At 65.4% G+C, this 20,152-nt stretch carries 14 protein-coding genes; 8 read left to right on the top strand and 6 right to left on the bottom strand.

Annotated features, from left to right (window positions below; translation table 11 throughout):
- The 3 genes from D2V17_RS19065 to D2V17_RS19055 form a co-directional block, all read left to right on the top strand.
- The coding region (locus D2V17_RS19065; RefSeq protein ID WP_191229305.1) for an autotransporter-associated beta strand repeat-containing protein at positions 1-5,023 on the top strand (5,023 nt) is incomplete at its 5' end.
- A gap of 231 nt (positions 5,024-5,254) precedes the next feature.
- Positions 5,255-6,613 (top strand): MFS transporter, encoded by a 1,359-nt coding sequence (locus D2V17_RS19060; protein WP_119594740.1) that lies wholly within the window; start codon positions 5,255-5,257, stop codon positions 6,611-6,613.
- 4 nt (positions 6,614-6,617) lie between these two features.
- The gene (locus D2V17_RS19055; protein WP_191229304.1) at positions 6,618-7,013 is read left to right on the top strand and encodes a nuclear transport factor 2 family protein; all 396 of its coding nucleotides are present in this window, start codon (positions 6,618-6,620) and stop codon (positions 7,011-7,013) included.
- Between the two features lie 58 nt (positions 7,014-7,071).
- On the opposite strand, the gene D2V17_RS19050 is transcribed toward D2V17_RS19055, so the two are convergent.
- From D2V17_RS19050 to D2V17_RS19035, 4 genes are all read right to left on the bottom strand, one after another.
- Positions 7,072-9,924, bottom strand: coding sequence for a TonB-dependent receptor domain-containing protein (locus tag D2V17_RS19050; RefSeq protein WP_191229303.1), 2,853 nt, complete (start codon positions 9,922-9,924; stop codon positions 7,072-7,074).
- Between the two features lie 156 nt (positions 9,925-10,080).
- Positions 10,081-10,530, bottom strand: a complete 450-nt coding sequence (locus D2V17_RS19045) for a DUF3237 domain-containing protein (RefSeq protein ID WP_119594737.1) — start codon at positions 10,528-10,530, stop codon at positions 10,081-10,083.
- Positions 10,527-12,203, bottom strand: a complete 1,677-nt coding sequence (locus D2V17_RS19040; protein ID WP_191229302.1) for a CocE/NonD family hydrolase — start codon at positions 12,201-12,203, stop codon at positions 10,527-10,529. Before D2V17_RS19040 ends, D2V17_RS19045 begins: the two co-directional genes overlap by 4 nt.
- Positions 12,203-12,685, bottom strand: a complete 483-nt coding sequence (locus tag D2V17_RS19035) for a DUF3237 family protein (protein WP_119594735.1) — start codon at positions 12,683-12,685, stop codon at positions 12,203-12,205. The genes D2V17_RS19040 and D2V17_RS19035 overlap by 1 nt, the downstream gene beginning before the upstream one ends.
- Positions 12,686-12,805: 120 nt before the next feature.
- Here D2V17_RS19035 and D2V17_RS19030 point away from each other — a divergent pair, with 120 nt between their 5' ends.
- From D2V17_RS19030 to D2V17_RS19010, 5 genes are all read left to right on the top strand, one after another.
- Entirely contained in the window at positions 12,806-13,267 is a 462-nt protein-coding gene (locus D2V17_RS19030; RefSeq protein WP_119594734.1) for a MarR family winged helix-turn-helix transcriptional regulator, read from the top strand.
- 148 nt (positions 13,268-13,415) lie between these two features.
- A complete protein-coding gene (locus tag D2V17_RS19025) occupies positions 13,416-16,190 on the top strand; it encodes a TonB-dependent receptor (RefSeq protein ID WP_119594733.1) in 2,775 nt (924 codons plus the stop codon).
- Complete coding sequence (locus tag D2V17_RS19020) at positions 16,190-17,224, top strand: phytase (RefSeq protein WP_119594732.1); 1,035 nt, start codon at positions 16,190-16,192, stop codon at positions 17,222-17,224. Before D2V17_RS19025 ends, D2V17_RS19020 begins: the two co-directional genes overlap by 1 nt.
- A gap of 61 nt (positions 17,225-17,285) precedes the next feature.
- Positions 17,286-18,614, top strand: coding sequence for an alkaline phosphatase PhoX (locus D2V17_RS19015; RefSeq protein WP_342767859.1), 1,329 nt, complete (start codon positions 17,286-17,288; stop codon positions 18,612-18,614).
- The gene (locus D2V17_RS19010; protein ID WP_119594750.1) at positions 18,611-19,072 is read left to right on the top strand and encodes a low molecular weight protein-tyrosine-phosphatase; all 462 of its coding nucleotides are present in this window, start codon (positions 18,611-18,613) and stop codon (positions 19,070-19,072) included. The genes D2V17_RS19015 and D2V17_RS19010 overlap by 4 nt, the downstream gene beginning before the upstream one ends.
- On the opposite strand, the gene D2V17_RS19005 is transcribed toward D2V17_RS19010, so the two are convergent.
- Complete coding sequence (locus D2V17_RS19005) at positions 19,069-19,863, bottom strand: sulfite exporter TauE/SafE family protein (protein WP_119594731.1); 795 nt, start codon at positions 19,861-19,863, stop codon at positions 19,069-19,071. The genes D2V17_RS19010 and D2V17_RS19005 overlap by 4 nt on opposite strands.
- 4 nt (positions 19,864-19,867) lie before the next feature.
- The coding region (locus D2V17_RS19000; RefSeq protein WP_281270615.1) for an inositol monophosphatase family protein at positions 19,868-20,152 on the bottom strand (285 nt) is incomplete at its 5' end.

Raw genomic sequence — 20,152 nt, 5'->3', positions numbered from 1 at the left:
TGCCGCCGATGGCACCAAGGTTATTTATGCGGATGGCCTTACCATCGCCAATGCGGTGGCGGTGACCGGCACAGTCAGCTTTGACCAGACCGCCGGCAGTGCGACGCAGAGCGGCGTGATTTCGGGATCGGGTGGACTCACCAAGACGGGCAGCGGCACGCTGACGCTGACCGGGGCGAACGCCTATGCGGGTGGCACGACGCTCAACAGCGGCGGGCTTTCCCTGACGAGCGACACCGCGCTCGGCACGGGGGGTGTGAGTGCCGCCGATGGCACCAAGATCACCTATGCCGATACCTTGACCATCGCCAATGCGATGGCGGTGACCGGCACGGTCAGCTTTGATCAGACCGGCGGCGGTGCAACGCTTGGCGGTGTGATTTCAGGATCGGGTGAAATCACCAAGATGGGCAGCGGCACGCTGACGCTGACGGGAGTGAACACCTATGCGGGTGGCACCATGCTCAGCAGCGGCGGGCTTTCCCTGACGAGCGATACCGCGCTCGGCACGGGGGCAGTGAGTGCCGCCGATGGCACCAAGGTTATTTATGCGGATGGCCTTACCATCGCCAATGCAGTGGCGGTGACCGGCACGGTTGACTTCGACCAGACCGGTGGCAGCGCAATGCTTGGCGGCGTGATTTCGGGGGCAGGTGGTATCACCAAGACGGGCAGCGGCACGCTGACGCTGACGGGCGCGAACACCTATGCGGGGGGCACGACGCTGAGCAGCGGCGGGCTCTCCCTGACCACTGACTCGGCGCTTGGCACCGGGGCTGTGAGTGCCGCCGATGGCACCAAGGTCATCTATGCGGATGGCCTGACGGTCGCCAATGCGATGGCGGTCACGGGCACAGTCAGCTTTGATCAGACCGGTGGCAGTGCAACGCTTGGCGGCGTGATTTCGGGGGTAGGTGGTATCACCAAGGCGGGTAGCGGCACCCTGACGCTGACGGGAGCCAACACCTACGCTGGGGGCACGACGCTGAGCAGCGGCGGGCTCTCTCTGACGACGGACACCGCGCTCGGCACGGGGGATGTGAGTGCCGCCGATGGCACCAAGATCACCTATGCCGATACCTTGACCATCGCCAATGCGGTGGCGGTCACCGGCACAGTCAGTTTCGACCAGGCCGGGGGCAGCGCGACGCAGGGCGGCGTGATTTCGGGATCGGGTGGACTCACCAAGACCGGAAGCGCCAGCCTCACCCTCAGCGGTGCCAACAGCTATCAGGGCACGACCACAGTGTCCGCCGGGACGTTGATCGTCGCCAGTGACGGCGCGCTCGGCACGACCGACGGCGCCACCACCGTGCAGAGCGGCGCAACGCTGGCTCTTTCGGGCGCGAGCAGCGGGGACAGCATCACCATCTCTGGCAGCGGCAACGGCGGCGTGGGTGCGCTGCATAACAGCAGCGGGTCCAGCACGCTCAGCGGTGCGGTGACGCTGGGTGATGCCTCCACCATTGCTGCGGATGGCACGCTGCTGACGTTAAGCGGTGGGATCAGCGGCGATCACGATCTCACCTTCACGGGTGCGGGGGCTGCATCCGTCACCTCGGCGATTGCAACCGGCAGTGGCTCGCTGACCAAGTCGGGGGCAGGCTCGCTGACGCTGACCGGCGCCAACACCTACACGGGCGGCACCAGCCTTGATGCGGGTTCGCTATCGCTTGGCAATGCCGATGCCCTGGGCACCGGCGCACTTGCTGCGGCCGATGGCACCAGCCTGACCTATCAGAATGTGACCGTGGCCAATGCGATGAGCCTGACCGGCACCGTCACCTTCAAGATGGACTCCGGCGACGGCGAGCAAAGCGGGGTGATTTCCGGCACCGGCAGCCTCATCAAGGCAGATGCGGGCATGCTGACCCTCTCGGGCGCCAACACCTATAGCGGCGGCACCACCATCAATGGCGGCACGGTGACGGTCATGGACGCTTCCGCTTTTGGCAGTGGCGGCGTTACCCTCAACGATAATGCGGCGATCGTGCTCGGCGACGGGATTGCGATATCCAATGCACTGACGCTCGCCGGGACGATCTCGCTCGGGGCGGATGACGCCGACGTAACGACCTATTCCGCCACGATCTCGGGCACTGGCACGCTCACAAAGACCGGGAGCGGCACGCTTATCCTGACGGGAGCGAACAGCTTCACCGGCAACACCACGCTTTCGGGCGGAACCCTGGCGCTGGCCAACAATGCCGCGCTGGGGACAGGCTCGCTGACGGCGGACGACGGAACGAGTGTGACCTATGCCGATGACCTGACGATCGCCAACACGATTACGCTCAACGGCGCAGTCGATTTCACGCAAGGTAACGGAACCGCCACGCAAAGCGGGGTGATCTCCGGGGCGGGCACCCTCACGAAAGCGGGCAGCGGCGAGCTTATCCTGACGGCCGCCAACAGCTTTACCGGCGACACTGCGCTTTCGGGCGGCACGCTGCAACTGGCCAACAACGATGCGCTGGGCACCAGTTCGTTGATGGCCGCTGATGGCACGACCGTTGTCTATGCGGAGGGTGTGGCGGTTGCCAATGCCGTCGGTCTCGACGGTACGGTCGAGGTGGTTCGGGCCAGCGGTACGGCAACGCAGAGCGGTGCGATCAGCGGCACGGGCAGCCTCTCCAAGACCGGCGCGGGCACGCTGGTTCTCACCGGAGCCAACACCTTCACCGGCGGGGTTACGCTGTCCGAAGGTGCAGTGATCCTCGGTGATGACAGCGCGCTGGGCACGGGCAAGCTTGCCGCGGCGGATGGAACCACGGTGAGCGTCGCGGGCGACCGCACGTTTGCCAACGAAATGAACCTCGCCGGGGCGGTGACCTTCGCTCTCGGCAGTGACAGTGTTGCGCTGGATGGTGAGGTCTCTGGATCGGGCACGCTCGCAAAGCTGGGCACCGGCACGCTGACGCTATCGGCCGACAACAGCTTTGACGGCACGATCGCAGTGGCCGCCGGCACCGTGCAACTGGGGGCGAGCGAACGGCTGGCCGACACGAGCGCTATCGTTCTGGCCGAAGGCGCAACCTTCGATCTCGACGGCTATAACGAGAGCATCGCCACTCTCACCGGCACCGGATCGGTCGTGCTGGGCGATGCTTCGGCAACCGCTGGCCTGAGCGCTGCGGCCAGCTCCAGCAGATATCTGCTGAGCGATGGCGCGCGCGCCTCGGGCACCTTTGCCGAAGCCGATGTCATCGCCGCAGCCGGAGGCAGTGGCAATGTGCTGACCCTCGGCGGCACCAATGCGGACTTTGCCTTCGGCGGCACTTTCTCCGGCAGCGGCAGCGTCCGCAAGATCGGCTCGGGCATATTCACCGTGGTCGGCGATCAGGCGCTGATCGGCGATTTCGAAGTGCTGGAAGGTACGCTGGAGTTCCTTGGCGTCAGCGATGGCGGCTTGCTGGTGAACGGGGGGACGTTCTCCGGCACCAGCGGTTTCAATTCAGCGCTGACGATGACAAGCGGCGTGATCTCGCCCGGAACGGCGGACGACCCGTTCGGCACGATTACCGCCAGCAGCATCAATCTGACCGGCGGATTGGTGCAGTTCGACTTTGCCGCGAGGGATTCGGGCTATCTGTCGGACATGCTGCGGTCGAGCGGTTCGATCACCGTCAATGGCACGACGGTTGAAGTGCGGATGGTCAACCCGTCGCTCAGCTCTCCTCCGATTCAGCGCTATCTGATCGTGCGAGGGGGCAGCTTCTCGGGCAGCTTTGCCAATGGGCAGGACTTCACCGATCTTGGCCAGAACACCGGTATCGCCTGGCGTCTGCGCTATGACCTTGAGCCCAATGGCGTGGTTCTCGAAGTGCGCCGTATGCTCGATCTCGCCGCGCAAATCGGCAATGCCGGGACCAGGAACGAACAGTCTGTCGCCGCCGCGCTGAGCGTCGGGCAGGGCGAAATGGATGATGCCTTCCTCCAGGCCATCCTGCCGATTGGCATGCTGCCGCTTGAGGAGCAGCTGGCCTTGCTCGACACCCTCAGTGGCGAAGGCATTGCCAGCATCACCACCGGGGGCTTCCTTGAAACGCAGCGCTTCAGTGGCCTGCTGCTCCAGCGTCTCTCCAATGGCGAAATGGGCGAACTGACGGGCGCGGCGCCCGAGCAGGCCCGTGCGCTGGTGCCGGGCGCGCCCCCGTCCGCGCAAGCCGGGCAGTCGCAGCCGGTTACGGTCGGCATGTGGATGCAGAGCTTCGGCGGCGAAACGCGGCTGGAAGGCACTTCCGGCACGCGCAATCTGCGTGAAGATGCCAAGGGCCTGGTTGGCGGTGTCGAAGCGCAGATGGGCCACTTCCGGGCTGGTCTCGCCCTGGGCTATTCGGATAGCGATTCCAGCGTCTCTTCGCTGCAGACGCGTCTGGACGGCGACTTTGTGCACTTCGGCGGCTATCTCGGCTATGACGACGGTGAGCGGTTCGGCGGGGTCTACGGCTCGCATCAGACCAGCCATGTCGAGAGCAGCCGTGCGGTTCGTTCTGTCTCGAATAGCTACACCGCGAGCGCCAAGATCGCCATGGAAGGCCAGTCTCTCGGCGGTTATGCCGGGTTCCGAACGCCGATCAGCAAGAACATGACGCTGACCCCGCTGATCGCGATCACCAACATCCACATCGACCGTGACGCCTTCACGGAAAGCGGGGCGGATCCGCTCAACCTCGGAGTGGCCACTGAGGTGCGCGACATCACCACCGCACGCGCGCAGATGCGGCTGGAAATGAAGACGCAAATGGCCGGAGGCAGCATAGCACCGTTTTTCGTCGGCGGTCTGGAGCGGAGCTGGGGCGATCTGAAGGCGCGCACGAACATGCGCTTTTCGGGCACGCCGTTCGGGCTGGGCAGCTTCTCGGTCGATGGCACGCCGCTCAAGGAGATGGTTGGCGTGCTCGGCGGAGGGGTGACCTATACCTCCACCGGTGGGCTGGAGATCGGCGCCAGTTTCGACACCCGCCTCAGCGATCGCTTGCGGCAGGGCACAGTCGAAGCGCATGTCCGCATCCCTTTCTGAGGTGATGGCAAGCCGGCACTGGGGCATTGGCAGGAGGCCAGCCGTTCGACTGGCCGTTTTGGGCGGCACTTCGGGTGTCGCCTCCTGTCACGCCTGCCCTGGACATCTGTCTCTCTCGGCAGCCGTCGCTTGACAGGCGCCGCTTGCTGATCGAACAAGTTGATCGATCAACGCTTGGCCATCCCGTACCATAAGGCGAGGGGCAAGGCAGGAGAGGACTTTTCAAAACACATGACCCGCATTGATATCGAGGCCTTCGTCGACCAGCAGAAAGTCGGCCGCCATCATCTGATCGTTCTGCTGGTTTGCGGGCTGGTCTGCTTCATCGACGGGTTCGACATGTTCATGATCGGCAAGATCGCCCCCGCCATCGCCGAGGGCTTTGGCGAGCCACCCGAAGCCATGGCCAACCTGTTCGTGTGGCAGCAGATCGGCCTGGCGGTCGGGGCCTTTGCGGTGTCGCCACTGGCCGACCGGTTCGGGCGGCGCAATATGCTCATGCTCTCGTGCGCCTTGTTCGGGGCGATCACGCTGGCAAGCGTGCGGGCCGAAACGCTCACCCAGTTGACGATCCTGCGCACACTGGCCGGTGTGTTCATGGCGGCAGGCCTGCCGATGGCGCTGGCGATGATTTCGGAGGTCACGCCCGCCTATCGCCGCGCCAGCTTCATTGCGCTGTCGCTGGTGGGCTATTCGAGCGGGAATGCGTCGAGCGGCGGGGTCGCGGCATGGCTGCTGGATATCTACGGCTGGCAGAGCGCGTTCTGGATCGGCGGCGTGGCGCCGCTGCTGTGCATTCCGCTGCTCTATTTCTTCGTGCCCGAATCGCTCAAGTTCCGCGCCGAGCGCAATCCGCACGACAGCTCTATCGGCAAGACCATGCGCAAGATGGACCCGGCGTTAGAAGTTCCCGAAGATGCCGTGTTCGTGCTCGGCGAGGGCAAGGGCACCAAGGCGCGCAAGGCGAAGCTGAGCGACATCTTCACCGAAGGCCGGACCTTGATGACCTGTGTCATCTGGGCTGCCTGTCTGCTGTCGATGACCAGCATTGCCCTGACCAGCCAGTGGCTGCCGACGTTCTTCCAGGAAATGGCCGGCATCCCGATCCAGCAATTCGCCGTATCGGCGCTGATCGGCTACATGGGCAGCATCGCCGGGACATTGCTGATCGGCTATCTGATGGACCGGTTCCGGGCCACGCGGATGATCCCGCTGTTCTATCTGGGGCTGTTCCTGGCCTATCTCGGGATCAGCTGGGTATCGTTCGAGGCCGGCATCTTCGTCGTCCTTCTGGTGGCCTTCAACTTCCTGCAGACGGGCGGTCAGGCCGGGCTCAACACGCTCATCACCAAGGTCTATCCCCCGCGCATGCGCAGCACCGCGCTGGGCTGGGCCGGGGGCGCGGGCCGGGTCGGCGGGGTGCTGGCCCCGTTCTACGGCGGCTATGCCGTGGCGCAGGAGTTCTCGCTCCAGCTGGCGCTTGGCCTCGCGGCCGGGGTGCCGCTGGCGGTGGCCTGTCTGGTGCTGGTGCTGGGCCGCGTCATCAAGACCGGCAAGGCCGAGCTGGCCCCCGAGGCCAGCCGGGTCTGAGGCGATGGACCCGGTCGGCAGCAGAGGCTGGTTCGCGCGCTATCTGAGCGCGTTCAATGCCCGCGATTATGAGGCGTTCGGGGCCTACTATCACCCCGAGGTCGATTTTCGCGGGCAAGCGGCGACGCTGGCGGGCCGGGCGGCGATCATGGACTTCTATCGCCGCATCCACGAGCAGGTGGTCGAGACGGTCGAGGCGCGCAGTCTCGTTGGCAACAGCGAACTGCTGGCCGTGGAACTGGTGACGACGCTGGTTTCGAAGGGAGACTGGCCGGACTTTCCCGGCGGCGCCATGCGCGAAGGGCAAAGGCGGCAGAGCGTGAACTTCGCGTTCTACGATATTCGCGACGGGCTGTTCGTTCGCATCAGGACAGCAAACTTCCGCCGCATGGCGGGCTAGGCCCGCAAGAAACACTGGCAGGCGGCCCGGGTGGCCGCCTGCCAGCAGATTTCACGCCTTAGTAGCTGAAGCGCACACCCAGACGATAGGAGCGACCGAGAACGTCATAGAGCACGTTGTTGGTCGGGCCGAAGCTGGAGGGCGCATCGACCGGCGGATCCTTGTCGAACAGGTTGTTGACGACCCCGAACAGTTGCAGGCGGCTGTCGCCCTTGCTCCACACATCGTAGCTCGCATTGAGGTTGAAGTAGGTCCAGCCGCCGATGTGATTGTCGTTGATGCTGTTGCCCCGCATCGGATCGTAGCCTTCGTCACCCGGCCCCACGAGGCTGGTGTTGTAGGCACCCGCCGAAATGTGGCGGACCTGCAGCTGCGCGGTGAACGGATCGGTCGTATAGGTCACATAGCCGTTCAGGATATAGCGCGGAACGCCCGAAGGCTGCGACACGGGCGAACCGTTCATGCCGGCCCGATCCTGCTCCTTGCCGGTCGAATCGACGGTGATCAGATCGTCGACGATCGTGGCGAGGCCGCGCAGGGTCACGTCACCGTTGCCTGCGGGAATCCGGTAGGACGCTTCGATATCCCAACCACGCGTGATCAGCGTGTCGAGGTTGAAGTTGAAGTTGCGGATCGTGGTGATCTCGCCGGAAGCGTTGCGATCGACGAACTGGCACAGTTCGGCCGAACCGCCAGAGCAACGATCGACCAGCACCTGCGCGCCGAGGGTGGACACCGCGCCGTCAAGCTGGATGTCGTAATAGTCGAGCGAGAACCGCAGGGTGCCGGGGCCAAGGCGCGGCTGCAGGACGACGCCCGCCGTCCAGCTGTCGGCCTTTTCCGGTTCGAGGTTGGCATTGCCGCCCAGCAGCACCGAAGCCAGCACCTGCGCGTTGCCGTTCTCCGGGTCGTTGACCGACTGGAACGAGTTCTGCAGCGGGCCGAACAGCTCGAAGATGTTGGGCGCGCGGATGTCGCGCGAGCGGGTGGCGCGGAAGCGCAGCCAGTCGGTGGGAGCGAAGTCCGCGCCGACCTTCCACGTCGTGACCGAGCCGCTGGTGCTGTAATCGGTCACACGCACGGCACCGTTGAGTTCGACCATGTCGGTCACCGGGGCGACCACCTCGACGAAGCCTTCCCACACGTCGACACTGCCCGAGATCGGCGCGCCGGGGCCGGAATAGAAGCCGAGCGCGGTCGAGATCGGATCGGCGGTGCCCTGCGCGTCGTCAGAGCGGTACTCGACGCCGGTCGCAACGCCGAGCGATCCGCCCGGCAGCTGGAACAGGCTGCCCTGCACGGCCACCGAAGCCACGTGCTGCTTCAGCGTCGTATCCTGCATGGCGGTGCCGTTGACATAGGCTGCGGCGGCGGCAGAGGGGCTGCCGTTGCCGAAAATGTTGAGCGGCTCGCACCCTTCGGCAGCGGGATTGCCAAGCAACACCGCACGGCAGATCGGATCGCCCGAGACGGGATCGGTCACGGCATCGAGCGCGAAGATCGTGTTCTGCTTGATGTTGGCGTTGTAGCTGCGCTGTTTGTAGTCGGTCTGGCCGAACTGGTAGTAGGCATCGAGCGTGAAGCTGCCGCCGAGATCGGCCTTGATGCCGGTCACACCGCGATAGATCTTCCGGTCGACCGTGCCGGTCTGCGCACCCAGATCGTTCCAGATGCGCGACACGCGGACAGAGGACAGGTTCGCCGCATCCATCTGCGTGGCGAGGGCATCGGGGATGAACGGGTTGTCGCGGGTAATCACGCGCGGGGCGAGATCGCGGAGCTGGGCCCCGATGGTGTTGGCACTGACCTTGCTGAACGAGCCCTCGGCGAACCAGGTGATGGCGTCGGAGACGTCATATTCGAGGTGGGAGAAGACGTTCAGCCGCTCGCTGGGCGAGGACATCGGGAAGTTCTCATAGAAGGCCAGCTGCGGATCGCCGCCGCCGCTCTGGAAGATACCGGCGCCGTAGTAGGTGCCTGCGTCGTGCTTGAACAGCGTGCCGTCGGGTCGGAATTCGGTGCCAGCGAGCGGACCGCCGATGATCTGGCCGTTGACCGTTGCCGTTGCCGTGCGGGCGTTGGGCATGATCAGCGTGGCCGGCGAGCCCGCGAGAACCCGGCCCTTCGACGGGTCGTTCGGATCGACGAACGGGTTGCTGATGGTGTTGTAGCTGAGCGCACACCAGTCACGCGAATAGCAGTCGCCGGAGCCCTGGTTGTCGACATAGTCGATCCCGGCGACCACGCGGCCGCGTCCGCCGGCAAAGCCGGTGCCGCCAGCCAGCGAGAGGGCCAGCTCCTCGTTGTCGCCCTGTTCGGTGATGCCGCCCTGGATCGAGGCGCGGATACCCTGCAGGTTGGTGTTGAGGATCAGGTTGACCACACCGGCAACCGCGTCCGAACCGTAGGCTGCCGAAGCACCGCCGGTCACGACTTCGGCCCGCTGCACGAGCGAGGTGGGCACCATGTTGAGGTCCACCGCACCGGCTGGGGCGAACGAGCTGCCCTGAACGGTCGCCGGGACCACGCGCCGCCCGTCGATGAGGACCAGTGTGCGGTTGGCACCGAGGCCCCTGAGGTCGGCGGTGTTCGCGCCGATGTTGTTCTGGAAGATGGCCGTGGTGGCTGGCGTGCTCTGCGGCCGGAAGGCGGGCACGTCGTTCAGCACCTGCGACAGGTTGGTCGCGCCCTGCCGGTCGATCTGCTCGGCACCGACGACGGTGATCGGCGTCGGGGCATCGAGCCCGTCGCGGGCGATGCGCGAGCCGGTGACCACGATGGTGCCCGCATTTTCCTCGTTATCCTGCGCCTGTGCGGTGCCCGGCATTGCGAGCGCCATGCCGAGTGCGATTACGCTTGCTCCAAGATGCACGCGCCGATTGCGGGCGCGGTTTTCAAGCCGATTGGCCATGTCATTCTCTCCCATGGGAAATAGTCAAAAAGCACGTCCGCCTTGCTGGCGGCACGTGCGCGGGGGCTTCATTGCGACCCGGACAAAGGCGCCGGATCAGCGTAAAAGTGTTGATTTATCAATTCCTGTTGCGCTGCGCTCTCATGCTCCTTTCCGTCACCTGAGTGCGTAATATCTGAATAGGGTGCGATCGGGATCGGTGCGCCGTTCGCCACCACCGACGATCACTGTGCGTTCGAGCCAGTCGTGCGGCCCCTGGGGCACCCGGAAATAGGGGGTCAAGCGGAAATAGGAGGGCTGCGGATCACCGGGAGCAGGGCGGACGAGAAAGCCCTTGTTCTCGATATAGATGCGCGTGCCGTCGTCCGCTTCGAGCAGATAGTGCGCCTTCAGCTCGATCACGCCGTCGACGCGCACGGTGGCATAGTCCGCGCCGCTGTGGGGCACGACCTTGCCGCTCAGACGCGGGCCGCTGATGGTGCCGCCGATGGCCGGAGTATAGCCCTGGCTCGATCCGCTCGGCAGCGGGCCGAAGATCGCGCGGTCGGCCCCGAACAGCACTTCGACATCGAACACATGCTCCAGTTTGCAGTCTGCGGGGCTCATGCGTGGTTCCTTTGCGGGATGACGGGCAGGCGCAGAACGGAGTCGTAAGCGCCGCCCGAATGGAAGATGTGGGTGCCGGCGTTGCGGGTCTCTTCGTGCATGGGGAAGGGCAGCATCACGCCTTCCTCGCGCCGGTAGATATCCGCGCCGGCCACGATCACGCGCAGGCTTTCGCCGGCTGCAAAGCGGGTCGAGAACGGCCACAGCTCGATCTCGACCGGCACGATGTCACCGGGCTTGAGCCGCTCCTCGCTGCGATGCGTGTGAACCGGGCGACCCGGCGAGGAGCGGGCCTCGTCGAGCGCGCGGTGGCTGACGCGCTGCCAGCCGAGCGCCACCGGGCCATATTCGTAGAAGGCGTAGAAGATGAAGCCGACCTTCTCGCCATTGGAATCGAGCTTCTCCAGCGCGACGAACAGGTCCATGTCGTCGCTGCCCTCGGCCTCGACCCACAGCCGCAATGAGGCTTCGCCGGTGATCTCGGTCTCTTCCTTGAAGCGATAGTCGAAGCTGGCAGAGCCTTCGACCGCGTCCTGCCGCAGGCTGCCTTCGGCTGGCGCTTCGTCAACCAGCGCGCGGCTGGCCATATCGAGGTGCAGCGTGCGGTAGGCGGTGCGGGCGAGCGGGTATTCCTGCTCGGCGCGCTCGACCTGTTCGCCATGCCGGTCACGTACCTCGATGCGGACGGGCGGCCATGCGGCGATGCTGGTTTCGCGCTCGCGCAGGAAGTGATCGAAGAAGGCGAGCTGGCGCTTGCGGCTTTCGGGCAGGTAGTAGTGCGCCCATTTCTTCTGCCCGTGAATATCGAGCCACTTCTGCTCGCTGGAGAAGCGGCGCCAGGCCTCGATGGTGCCGCGCAGGTGCAGGCCCTGATCGGACCAGCTCGCCACGCAATAGGCTGGCTGGGTGACGCCCTCCAGATCGAGCGCTTTCGATTCCCAGAAGTCGTCGATCAGCGGATGGGCCCTGGCGTTCTCCCAGGTGTTTTCGGTGCGCCCGAGCGAGTAGACGATATTGTCCGAGGCGCGCGGCAGAAAGCCTGTCTCCAGAATGCCGCCGTGATAGGCGAACTCGCGATACCAGTCGGAGAACCCCTCCCACGGGTTGAGCGCGGCGAGCGGCTCGGGCTTCAGCGGCGCGACCAGATACTGGATCGCCGCGAGGTAGGAGACGCCGGTCATCCCGACCTTGCCGTTGCCCCAGTCGAGCCCGCCGAGCCATTCGATGGCATCGGCGCAGTCTTCGGCTTCCTGAATGCCGTTGTGATGAAAGTCCCCGCCCGACAGCCACGCGCCGCGCGGGTCGACCACGGCGACGCCATAGCCTTGCTGGCCCCACCAGACCGGGTCCGGCCCCTCGAACGGGGTGAGCGTGGACAGCCACTCCGGGTTCACGCCCGAGCGCGGCCAGAACACCTGATTGGAATGCGAGTGTTTCCCGTAAGGCCCCCAGGCCAGCAGGATCGGCACATCGCGCGTCGCGCCTTCGGGGCGATAGAGGTCGCAGAAGATCTGCGTGCCGTCGCGCAGCGGGATTGCGCAGTTGCGCTCGATCAGCAGGCCTTGCTCCGTCCGCCGGTCATAGTCGGCTGGCGGCAGCGGCGGCTTGTGCCTGGCGCTGAACGGATCGACACCGGGGCGGGTCAGCCATGCGAAGGGCGCGCGCGCGCTCATTACAGCACCACGAAATAGTGGATGCGGTTCGCGCCCGGCACCTTCTCGGCCACGCCCACGAACACGTGGCGCGACATCCATTCGTGCGGCCCGGCAGGCGCATCGAAGCGCGGGGTGACGCGCATGTAATAGTCGTCGAAGCCGACATCCTGATTGGCCGACATCCTGGCCGCGATCTCGTCGTTCTTGGCCCAGCGATAGCCGCAGTTCTGGAGGTAGATGATCGCCCCGTCGTCGGCTTCGAGCAGGTAGCGCGCATCGAAGTCGATCACGCCGTTGTCGCGGCTGAGCGGGAAGTCGCCGCCCGACATCGGCACCACGGTGCCGTTAAGGCGCGGGCCTTCGACCTTGCCAGAGGCGGCATAGATCGCCGCGCGGGTGTCGCCGCGGGCGCTGGGCTTGATCCAGTACGGCTTCGACAGCTCGATCGAGATCGTGAAGGCGTGTTCGAACCGGGGCGCAAAGGGATGAATTTCAGTCATGCGCCCCTAGTTCCGATTCTGAGTTGAGGCGTCAACAAAAAGTTGAGCCATCAACAAATATTTGGTGGCGGGTGTGGCAGCGGGATTGCCAAGCGCCTCGTCGCAGGGCAACCAAGGGGCATGGGATTGCCGAAAGTCTGGTACCTCTTCGGGGAGGATCATCTTCCGTATCGCATTCTGCTGCTCGCAAGAATGCTGGAGCGGGAGACGCAGAACCAGCTGATGGAGCAGTTTTCGCTCAGTCTGGCCGAGTGGCGCTTGCTGGCCATCGCCTGCGCGATGGGGCCGTGCACCGCCAGCGACATCGGCGGCGCAGGCGGGATCGACCGGGCCGAGATCAGCCGCGCCATGCGCAAGCTCGAACCCAAGGGGCTGGTCGTGCGCGAGGCCGATCCCAACCACGGCAAACGCCTGATAATCTCGGTCACGCCCGCGGGCACCGAACTGCGCGCCCGCGTGGTCGCCGCGCGCCGACGGCGTTTCCGCGAACTGGTGCAGAACATTCCGCCCGAGGAACGGGCCGTGCTCGATAGCGCGATCACAACGATGGCCCAGGCGATCAAGGACGATCCGGTCGACTGACTGTCGGGGCGGTTCGCCCCCGGTTGAGTCCATGTGTTGCTGCAGTGCAACAGGCGATCTGTGTCACGGATGTGTCACGGATTTTTCGCCAAGCTGACATTTGCCCCACCTAGCCGCGCCTCCGACATCCATCGGAAGGACACATTTCATGATCTCGACCCGCTTGCTTGCTGGCGCCAGCTTCGCCGCGCTTGCTATCGTTGCGACGCCCGCGCTCGCCGGTGACATCGCCGGCACCGTTTCCGACGAAACCGACACCGTTGCCCTGCAATCGGCGACGGTGAGTATTCCCTCGCTCGGCCGTCAGACCGTGACGGGCCGCGACGGTTCGTTCTCGATTGCCGAGCTTCCCGCCGGGACTTACGAGGTCGTCGTGCGCTATGTCGGCGCGCCGACCGTGACCCGCAGCATCACCGTGCCCGAGAGTGGCCTTGTCAACGCGCACTTCACGCTCGGTGGTGACAACCAGATCGTCGTCGTCGGTCAGGCCGCCAACCAGGCCTCCGCGCTCAGCCGCAAGTATGCGAGCGACGGCGTCTCCGACGTGCTGACCCGCGACGCCATCGGCCAGTTCCCCGATCAGAACGTGGCGGAAAGCCTGCGCCGTCTGCCGGGCATCAACGTGCTCAACGATCAGGGCGAGGGCCGCTTCGTCTCGGTGCGCGGCCTCGACCCGGAACTGAACGCGACCTCGCTGAACGGCGTGCGCCTGCCGGCGCCGGAAAGCGATGTGCGCTCGGTCGCGCTCGACGTGATTTCGGCTGACATCATCGAATCGATCGAAGTGAAGAAGTCGCTCACCCCGGATATGGATGGCGACACCATTGGCGCCTCGATCGAGATCAACACCACCAGCGCCTTCAACCGCCGCCGCGATCTGCTCTCGGTCAAGCTCGAAGGCAGCTATAACGACTATGCCGGTGTGGTCTCGCCCAAGGGCAGCATCGACTTCGCCACCCGCCTCACCGATAACTTCGGCGTTTCCGGCGGCATCAGCTACTATCGCCGCAAGTTCGAGACCGACAACATCGAGGCAGCCGACTGGGATACCGCCAACGACGTCGTCTTCGCCAAGGAAACCGAATATCGCGACTATGACGTGGAGCGCGAGCGCCTCAGCGGCACGCTGAACCTCGACTATCGCGTGTCGCCGTTCACCATGGTCTTCGCGCGCGGCAGCTTCAGCCAGTTCGACGATCACGAATATCGCCGTCGCACCACTTTCAAGTTCGATGAAGATCCGGCTTCGGGCGATGCCGACAGCGCCCTGTTCAGCGATGCCGATGGCCGCATCGAAGTGCGCCGCGATCTCAAGGACCGTTTCGAGCGTCAGCGTATCGCCACCACCCAGCTCGGCCTCGACCATGACGATGGCGAGTGGAAGGCCCATCTCTCGGGCAGCTGGGCGCGGGCGAGCGAAAAGGAAGACTTCTCGGTCGACCCGATCCGCTTCCGCAGCCGCTTCGATGGCGACGGGCTCGACATCAGGATGGACTATTCCGACCGCCGCGTGCCCTTGTTCACCGCCTTGGGCAATACCGCCGATTTCCTCGACCCGGCGAGCTACGGCTTCAACCGCCTCGAACTGACCACGCTGTCGGACAGCGTCGACGAAGAATATGCGCTGAAGGCTGACCTTGGCCGCACCTTCGTTGCCGGTGATGGCGAGTTCACCGTGCAGGGCGGCGTGAAGTCGCGCTGGCGCGACAAGAGCTATAACATGGACGGCATCTATTACGGCGACTTCGATGGCGACCTGACGCTGGCCGATATGCTCGGCAGCCAGACCTATCGCCTCACCGACATGGGGCCTGTGGCCGACAAGTACGCACCGGCGCAGTTCTTCCTCGCCAACCGTTCCGCATTCGAGATCGACCAGTACGAAACCGACATGCTCTCGCTGCCCGACGACTATTCGGCCGAGGAAGACGTGCTCGCGGGCTACCTGATGGGCCGCTACAGCAGCGACACCCTGCGCATGGTCGGCGGCGTTCGTGCAGAGCGCACCAATGTCAGCCTTGCCGGCCAGCTGGTGGCGAACGACGGTGACGACGTGACCGACGTGATCCCGCTGTCGTTCAAGCGCGACTACACCGATTGGCTGCCGAGCTTCACCGTCCGCTATGAACCGCAGCGAGATGTGGTGCTGCGTCTCGCGGGCTATCGCAGCCTCGTGCGGCCGAAGCTTTCAAAGCTGGCCCCGCGCTTCACCGTCAACGATGACCTTGAGGCAGAGTTCGGCAATCCCGATCTCGAACCCTACCGCGCATGGAACGCCGATGCGGCGGTGGAATTCTACCTGCCCGGCAACGGTGCGTTCTCGTTCGGCCTGTTCTACAAGTCGATCGACAACTTCATCGTCGACCAGACCACGCAGGCATCGGGCAGCTTCCAGGGCATCGCCTATGATCAGCTGACCCGCGCCATCAACGGCGACACCGCCACGGTGTTCGGCCTTGAGGTCGGCTTCAGCCGCTCGCTCGACTTCCTGCCCGCGCCGCTGGATGGCTTCCTGGTGCAGGCGAACTACACCTTCACCGATGCCACCGGCACGGTCTTCACCAATGGCGACGCCAGCGCACCGCGTGACATCCAGCTGCCGTCCTCCTCGCGCAACACGGGCAATCTCGTGCTCGGCTACGAAAAGGGCCCGCTCGAACTGCGCGCGGCTGGCACCTATCGCAGCAAATACCTCGACGAGCTGGGCGGCGATGCGAGCGAGGATCGCTATGTCGATCATCACTTCCAGCTCGACCTGTCGGCCAAGGTCGAGGTGATCGAGAACGTCCGCCTGTTCGCCGAGTGGATCAACGTCAACAACGCCAAGTACTTTGCCTATCAGAACTACGACAGCCGTCAGCGTCTGCTGCAGTTCGAAGAGTATGGTTCGACCGTGAAGTTCGGCGCGAAGGTGAACTTCTGATGCGGAACACGATTGCCATGGTCATGGTGGCGGCGGGTCTTTCGGCCTGCTCCACCACCACACCCATCGAAGGTTTGCCTGCCGTTACCGTTACGGCTCTGGCCGAAACCGCACCTGTCGGCACCGCCAACGAGGACGCCGCCGACGATCCGGCGATCTGGCGCAATGCGGCGAACCCCGCCGCCAGCCTGATCGTCGCCACCGACAAGAAGGGCGGGCTCTACGTCTATGACCTGAGCGGCGCGCAGAAGAGCTTCCTGCCTGCCGACCGGCTCAACAACGTCGATCTGCTGACGCTGCCCGATGGCCGGGTGATCGTGGCGGCAAGCGACCGCAGCGACGAGGCGAACATCCACATCTATCTCGCCGAACTCGATACGGCGCGCGCCACGCTGGCGCCGCTTGGCCGGGTGCCGGTGGGTGCGGGTGAGGGCTATGGCATCTGCAAGGGTGACGTGGCAGCCGATGGCCGCTTTGTGATCTACAGCGTGCCGAAGGAAGGCACGATCTATCGCACCAGCCTCAGCCTTGCCGGCGGCGATATCGCCGCCAGCACCGATGTGCTCAACAGCGTCGATACCCAGCCCGAAGGCTGCATCTACGACGAACGTTCGGGCACGCTCTACATCGGCGAGGAAGACGTCGGCCTGTGGGCGATGGATGGCCGCAATGCGGGCAATCCCAAACGCATGGTCGCCCCGGTGGACAACCGCTATCTGGTGGCTGACCTTGAGGGGCTGGCGATTGCGCCGGAAGGGGCGGACGGCGGCTATCTGCTGGCGTCGAGCCAGGGCGACAACGCCTATGCCCTCTTCGCTCTGCCCGATGGGCGTCCGGTCGGGCGTTTCCGCATCGCCGCTGGCACGTTCGGCGCGACCGAGGAAACCGACGGGATCGAGCTGGCGCTCGGCAGCTTTGGCCCGGACTATCCGCAAGGCCTGTTCATCGCGCAGGATGGGCAGAACGCCCCGGCGGCGCAGAACTTCAAGCTGGTGAGCTGGCAGGATATCAAGGCCGCGCTCGAACTGCCCTGATTGTCTCACTCCGGTCGCAAAAGTGGTGGAGAGGGCGCGCTTCAATGTTAAGAGGCTCGCCATGATGATTCCGCAAGATCGCCGCCGTTTTCTCGGCAGCACCGCCACCGCTTTTGCCGGTCTGTTCGCCGTTTCCTGCGCGCCTGCCGCGCGAATGACGGCGGGCGCGGGGCTGGCTGGCGGTGCCGGCGTGGTCGGGCCTTTGCAGAAAGACCCGGCGGGGGTGATCGACCTGCCGCCGGGCTTTTCCTACCGCGTGATCTCGCGGCTGGGCGATGCCATGAGCGATGGCGGCACGGTGCCCGATCATGCCGACGGTATGGGTTGCTTCGATCTCGGCAACGGTGAAATCGCGCTGGTGCGCAATCACGAACTGACGCCGCAGCACGATAGCGGCGGCGCGGCAGGCCCGGCCTACGATACCGTGGCCCGCAGCCTCGTGCCATTGCCGGGGGGCACCACCACCGTGGTGCTCGATGCAGCGACGCTGGCGGTCAAGCGCCAGTATCGCAGCCTTGCGGGCACGATCCGCAATTGCGCGGGCGGGATCACCCCGTGGGGCAGCTGGCTGTCGTGCGAGGAGGATACCCGCAAGCCCAACGGCCGCATCAACAAGGAGCACGGCTACGTGTTCGAAGTGCCTGCCGCCGCGCCGGGTCTGGTCGATCCGGTGCCGCTGAAGGCGATGGGGCGCTTCAACCACGAGGCAGCCTGCGTCGATCCGGCCACGGGCATCGTCTACCTCACCGAGGATCGCGACGATTCGCTGCTCTATCGTTTCCTCCCGACCAAGCCGGGCGAACTGGCGCGTGGCGGCACGTTGCAGGCGCTGGCGATCGACGGCATGGCCGATACGCGCAACTGGACCGGGGCCGATATCGCTGTCGGCGTACCCACCGCGGCGCGCTGGATCACGCTCGACAATGTCGAAGCGCCCGAGGACGATCTGCGCCAGCGCGGCGCGGCCATGGGAGCGACCCTGTTCGCGCGCGGCGAGGGCATCTGGATGGGCGAGGGCGAAATGTACTTCTGCTGCACCAGCGGCGGTGCGGCCAAGGAAGGCCAGATCTTCCGCCTCAAGCCCGCGCTGCACGGCGCGGACATGCTCGACCTGTTCTACGAGAGCCCCGACATCGCCGAGTACAGCTTCGGCGATAACCTCACCGTGGCCCCCAATGGCCACCTGATCGTCTGCGAGGACCAGTACACCGAGGTGGTCGACAACCACCTGCGCGGGATCACGCCGCAGGGTGGTGCCTACGATTTCGCCCGGCTGACCATGCAGACCGAACTGGCCGGGGCCTGCTTCTCGCCCGATGGCAAGACGCTGTTCGTGAACGCCTATTCGCCCGCCATGACGCTGGCCATCACCGGACCATGGCCGGCATGAGCCGTCAGCCCGCGATCCTGTTCGTCTGTCTCGGCAACATCTGCCGTTCGCCCATGGCCGAAGGCGCGATGCGTGCCGAACTGGCTGCGCGCGGGCTCGGCTGGGAAGTGGATTCGGCGGGCACGAGCGACTGGCATATCGGCAAGGCCCCCGATCCGCGCGCCATCGCCGAGGCGGCGCGGCGCGGGGTGGATATCGCGGGGCTGCGCGCCCGGCAGGCGGTGCCGGAGGATTTCCGCCGCTTCACCCATGTCTTCGCGCTCGACGACAGCAATCTGGCCGATCTGCGCAGCATCGCTCCGGCCGATGGCACGGCGCAGCTCGGCCTGCTGCTCGATGTGGTGCCGGGGCACGAGGGGCAAGCGGTGGCCGACCCCTACTATGGCGACGAGCAAGGCTTTGCCCGCACTTGGGAGGAAGTGAGCAGCGCCGCGCGCAGGCTGGCGGAGAGCCTCTAGCTGGTCAGCATCTTGAGCGACGAGACCACCAGCATCGCTGCGAGTGCATAGCGCACATAGTCTTCCTTGACCTTGCCGCTCACCAGCGAGCCGGCCACGATCCCCGGTATCGAGCCCAGCAGCAGGCTTGCCAGCATCCAGCCATCGACATTGCCGAGGAACGAGTGGCCCATGCCCGCCACCAGCGTCAGCGGCACGGCGTGGACGATGTCGGTGCCGACGATGGTTCTGGTGCCCAGTCGCAGCGGATAGACCGTGGCCAGCAGCACCGCCACCAGCGCCCCCGCGCCGACCGAGGTCAGCGCCACCAAGGCCCCGATGCCAACCGCTCCGCAGGTCACGACAAGGCCCTGCTGCGCGCGCATCGTGGTTCCCATCCGGCTCGCCATGGAGACGAGCGCGGGCTGAATACGCGGCTTGAGGATCATCATCAGCGAGGTCAGCAACAGGGCCGCGCCGAGCAGACGCATCAGCGGCTTGGCATCGAGGCTGCCGCCTTCGAACAGCCACAGCCACACAAGCGTGACAATCGCGGCTGGCACGCTGCCCTTGGCAAGCTGGCGCACCACTTGCCAGTCGACCGATCTGAGCTTGTGATGGGTCGCCCCGCCAACCGACTTGGTGATCGCGGCAAACCACAGGTCGGTGCCCACCGCCATCGCGGGGGGCACGCCGAGCAGCACGATCAGGATCGGCGCCATCAACGAGCCGCCGCCCACGCCGGTCAGCCCGATGAGGAAGCTGACGAAGGCCCCCGCAGCGCTGTAGCCGAGGTCGATGTGGGTGAGCACGGGCTCAGACGCTCGCCATGGCCCTTACCTGCGCCAGCACGGGCTCGGCCCATTCCCGGCGGCAGATCAGCAGGTCGGGCATATAGGTGTCGCGCCGGTTGTAGAGCAGCGGGCTACCGTCGATGCGGCTGATGTGAAGGCCATGCGCGGCGGCCACGGCGGCTGGCGCGCAGCTGTCCCATTCGAACTGGCCGCCCGAATGGAGATAGATTTCCGCTTCGCCGCGCACCACGGCCATGGCCTTGGCCCCGGCGCTGCCCATCGGCACCAGCTCTCCGCCAAGCGCTTC

The organism is Aurantiacibacter xanthus (assembly GCF_003584015.1).
In the GTDB taxonomy this organism is placed as follows: domain Bacteria; phylum Pseudomonadota; class Alphaproteobacteria; order Sphingomonadales; family Sphingomonadaceae; genus Alteraurantiacibacter; species Alteraurantiacibacter xanthus.
This window is presented reverse-complemented; position numbering and strand designations above follow the sequence as displayed.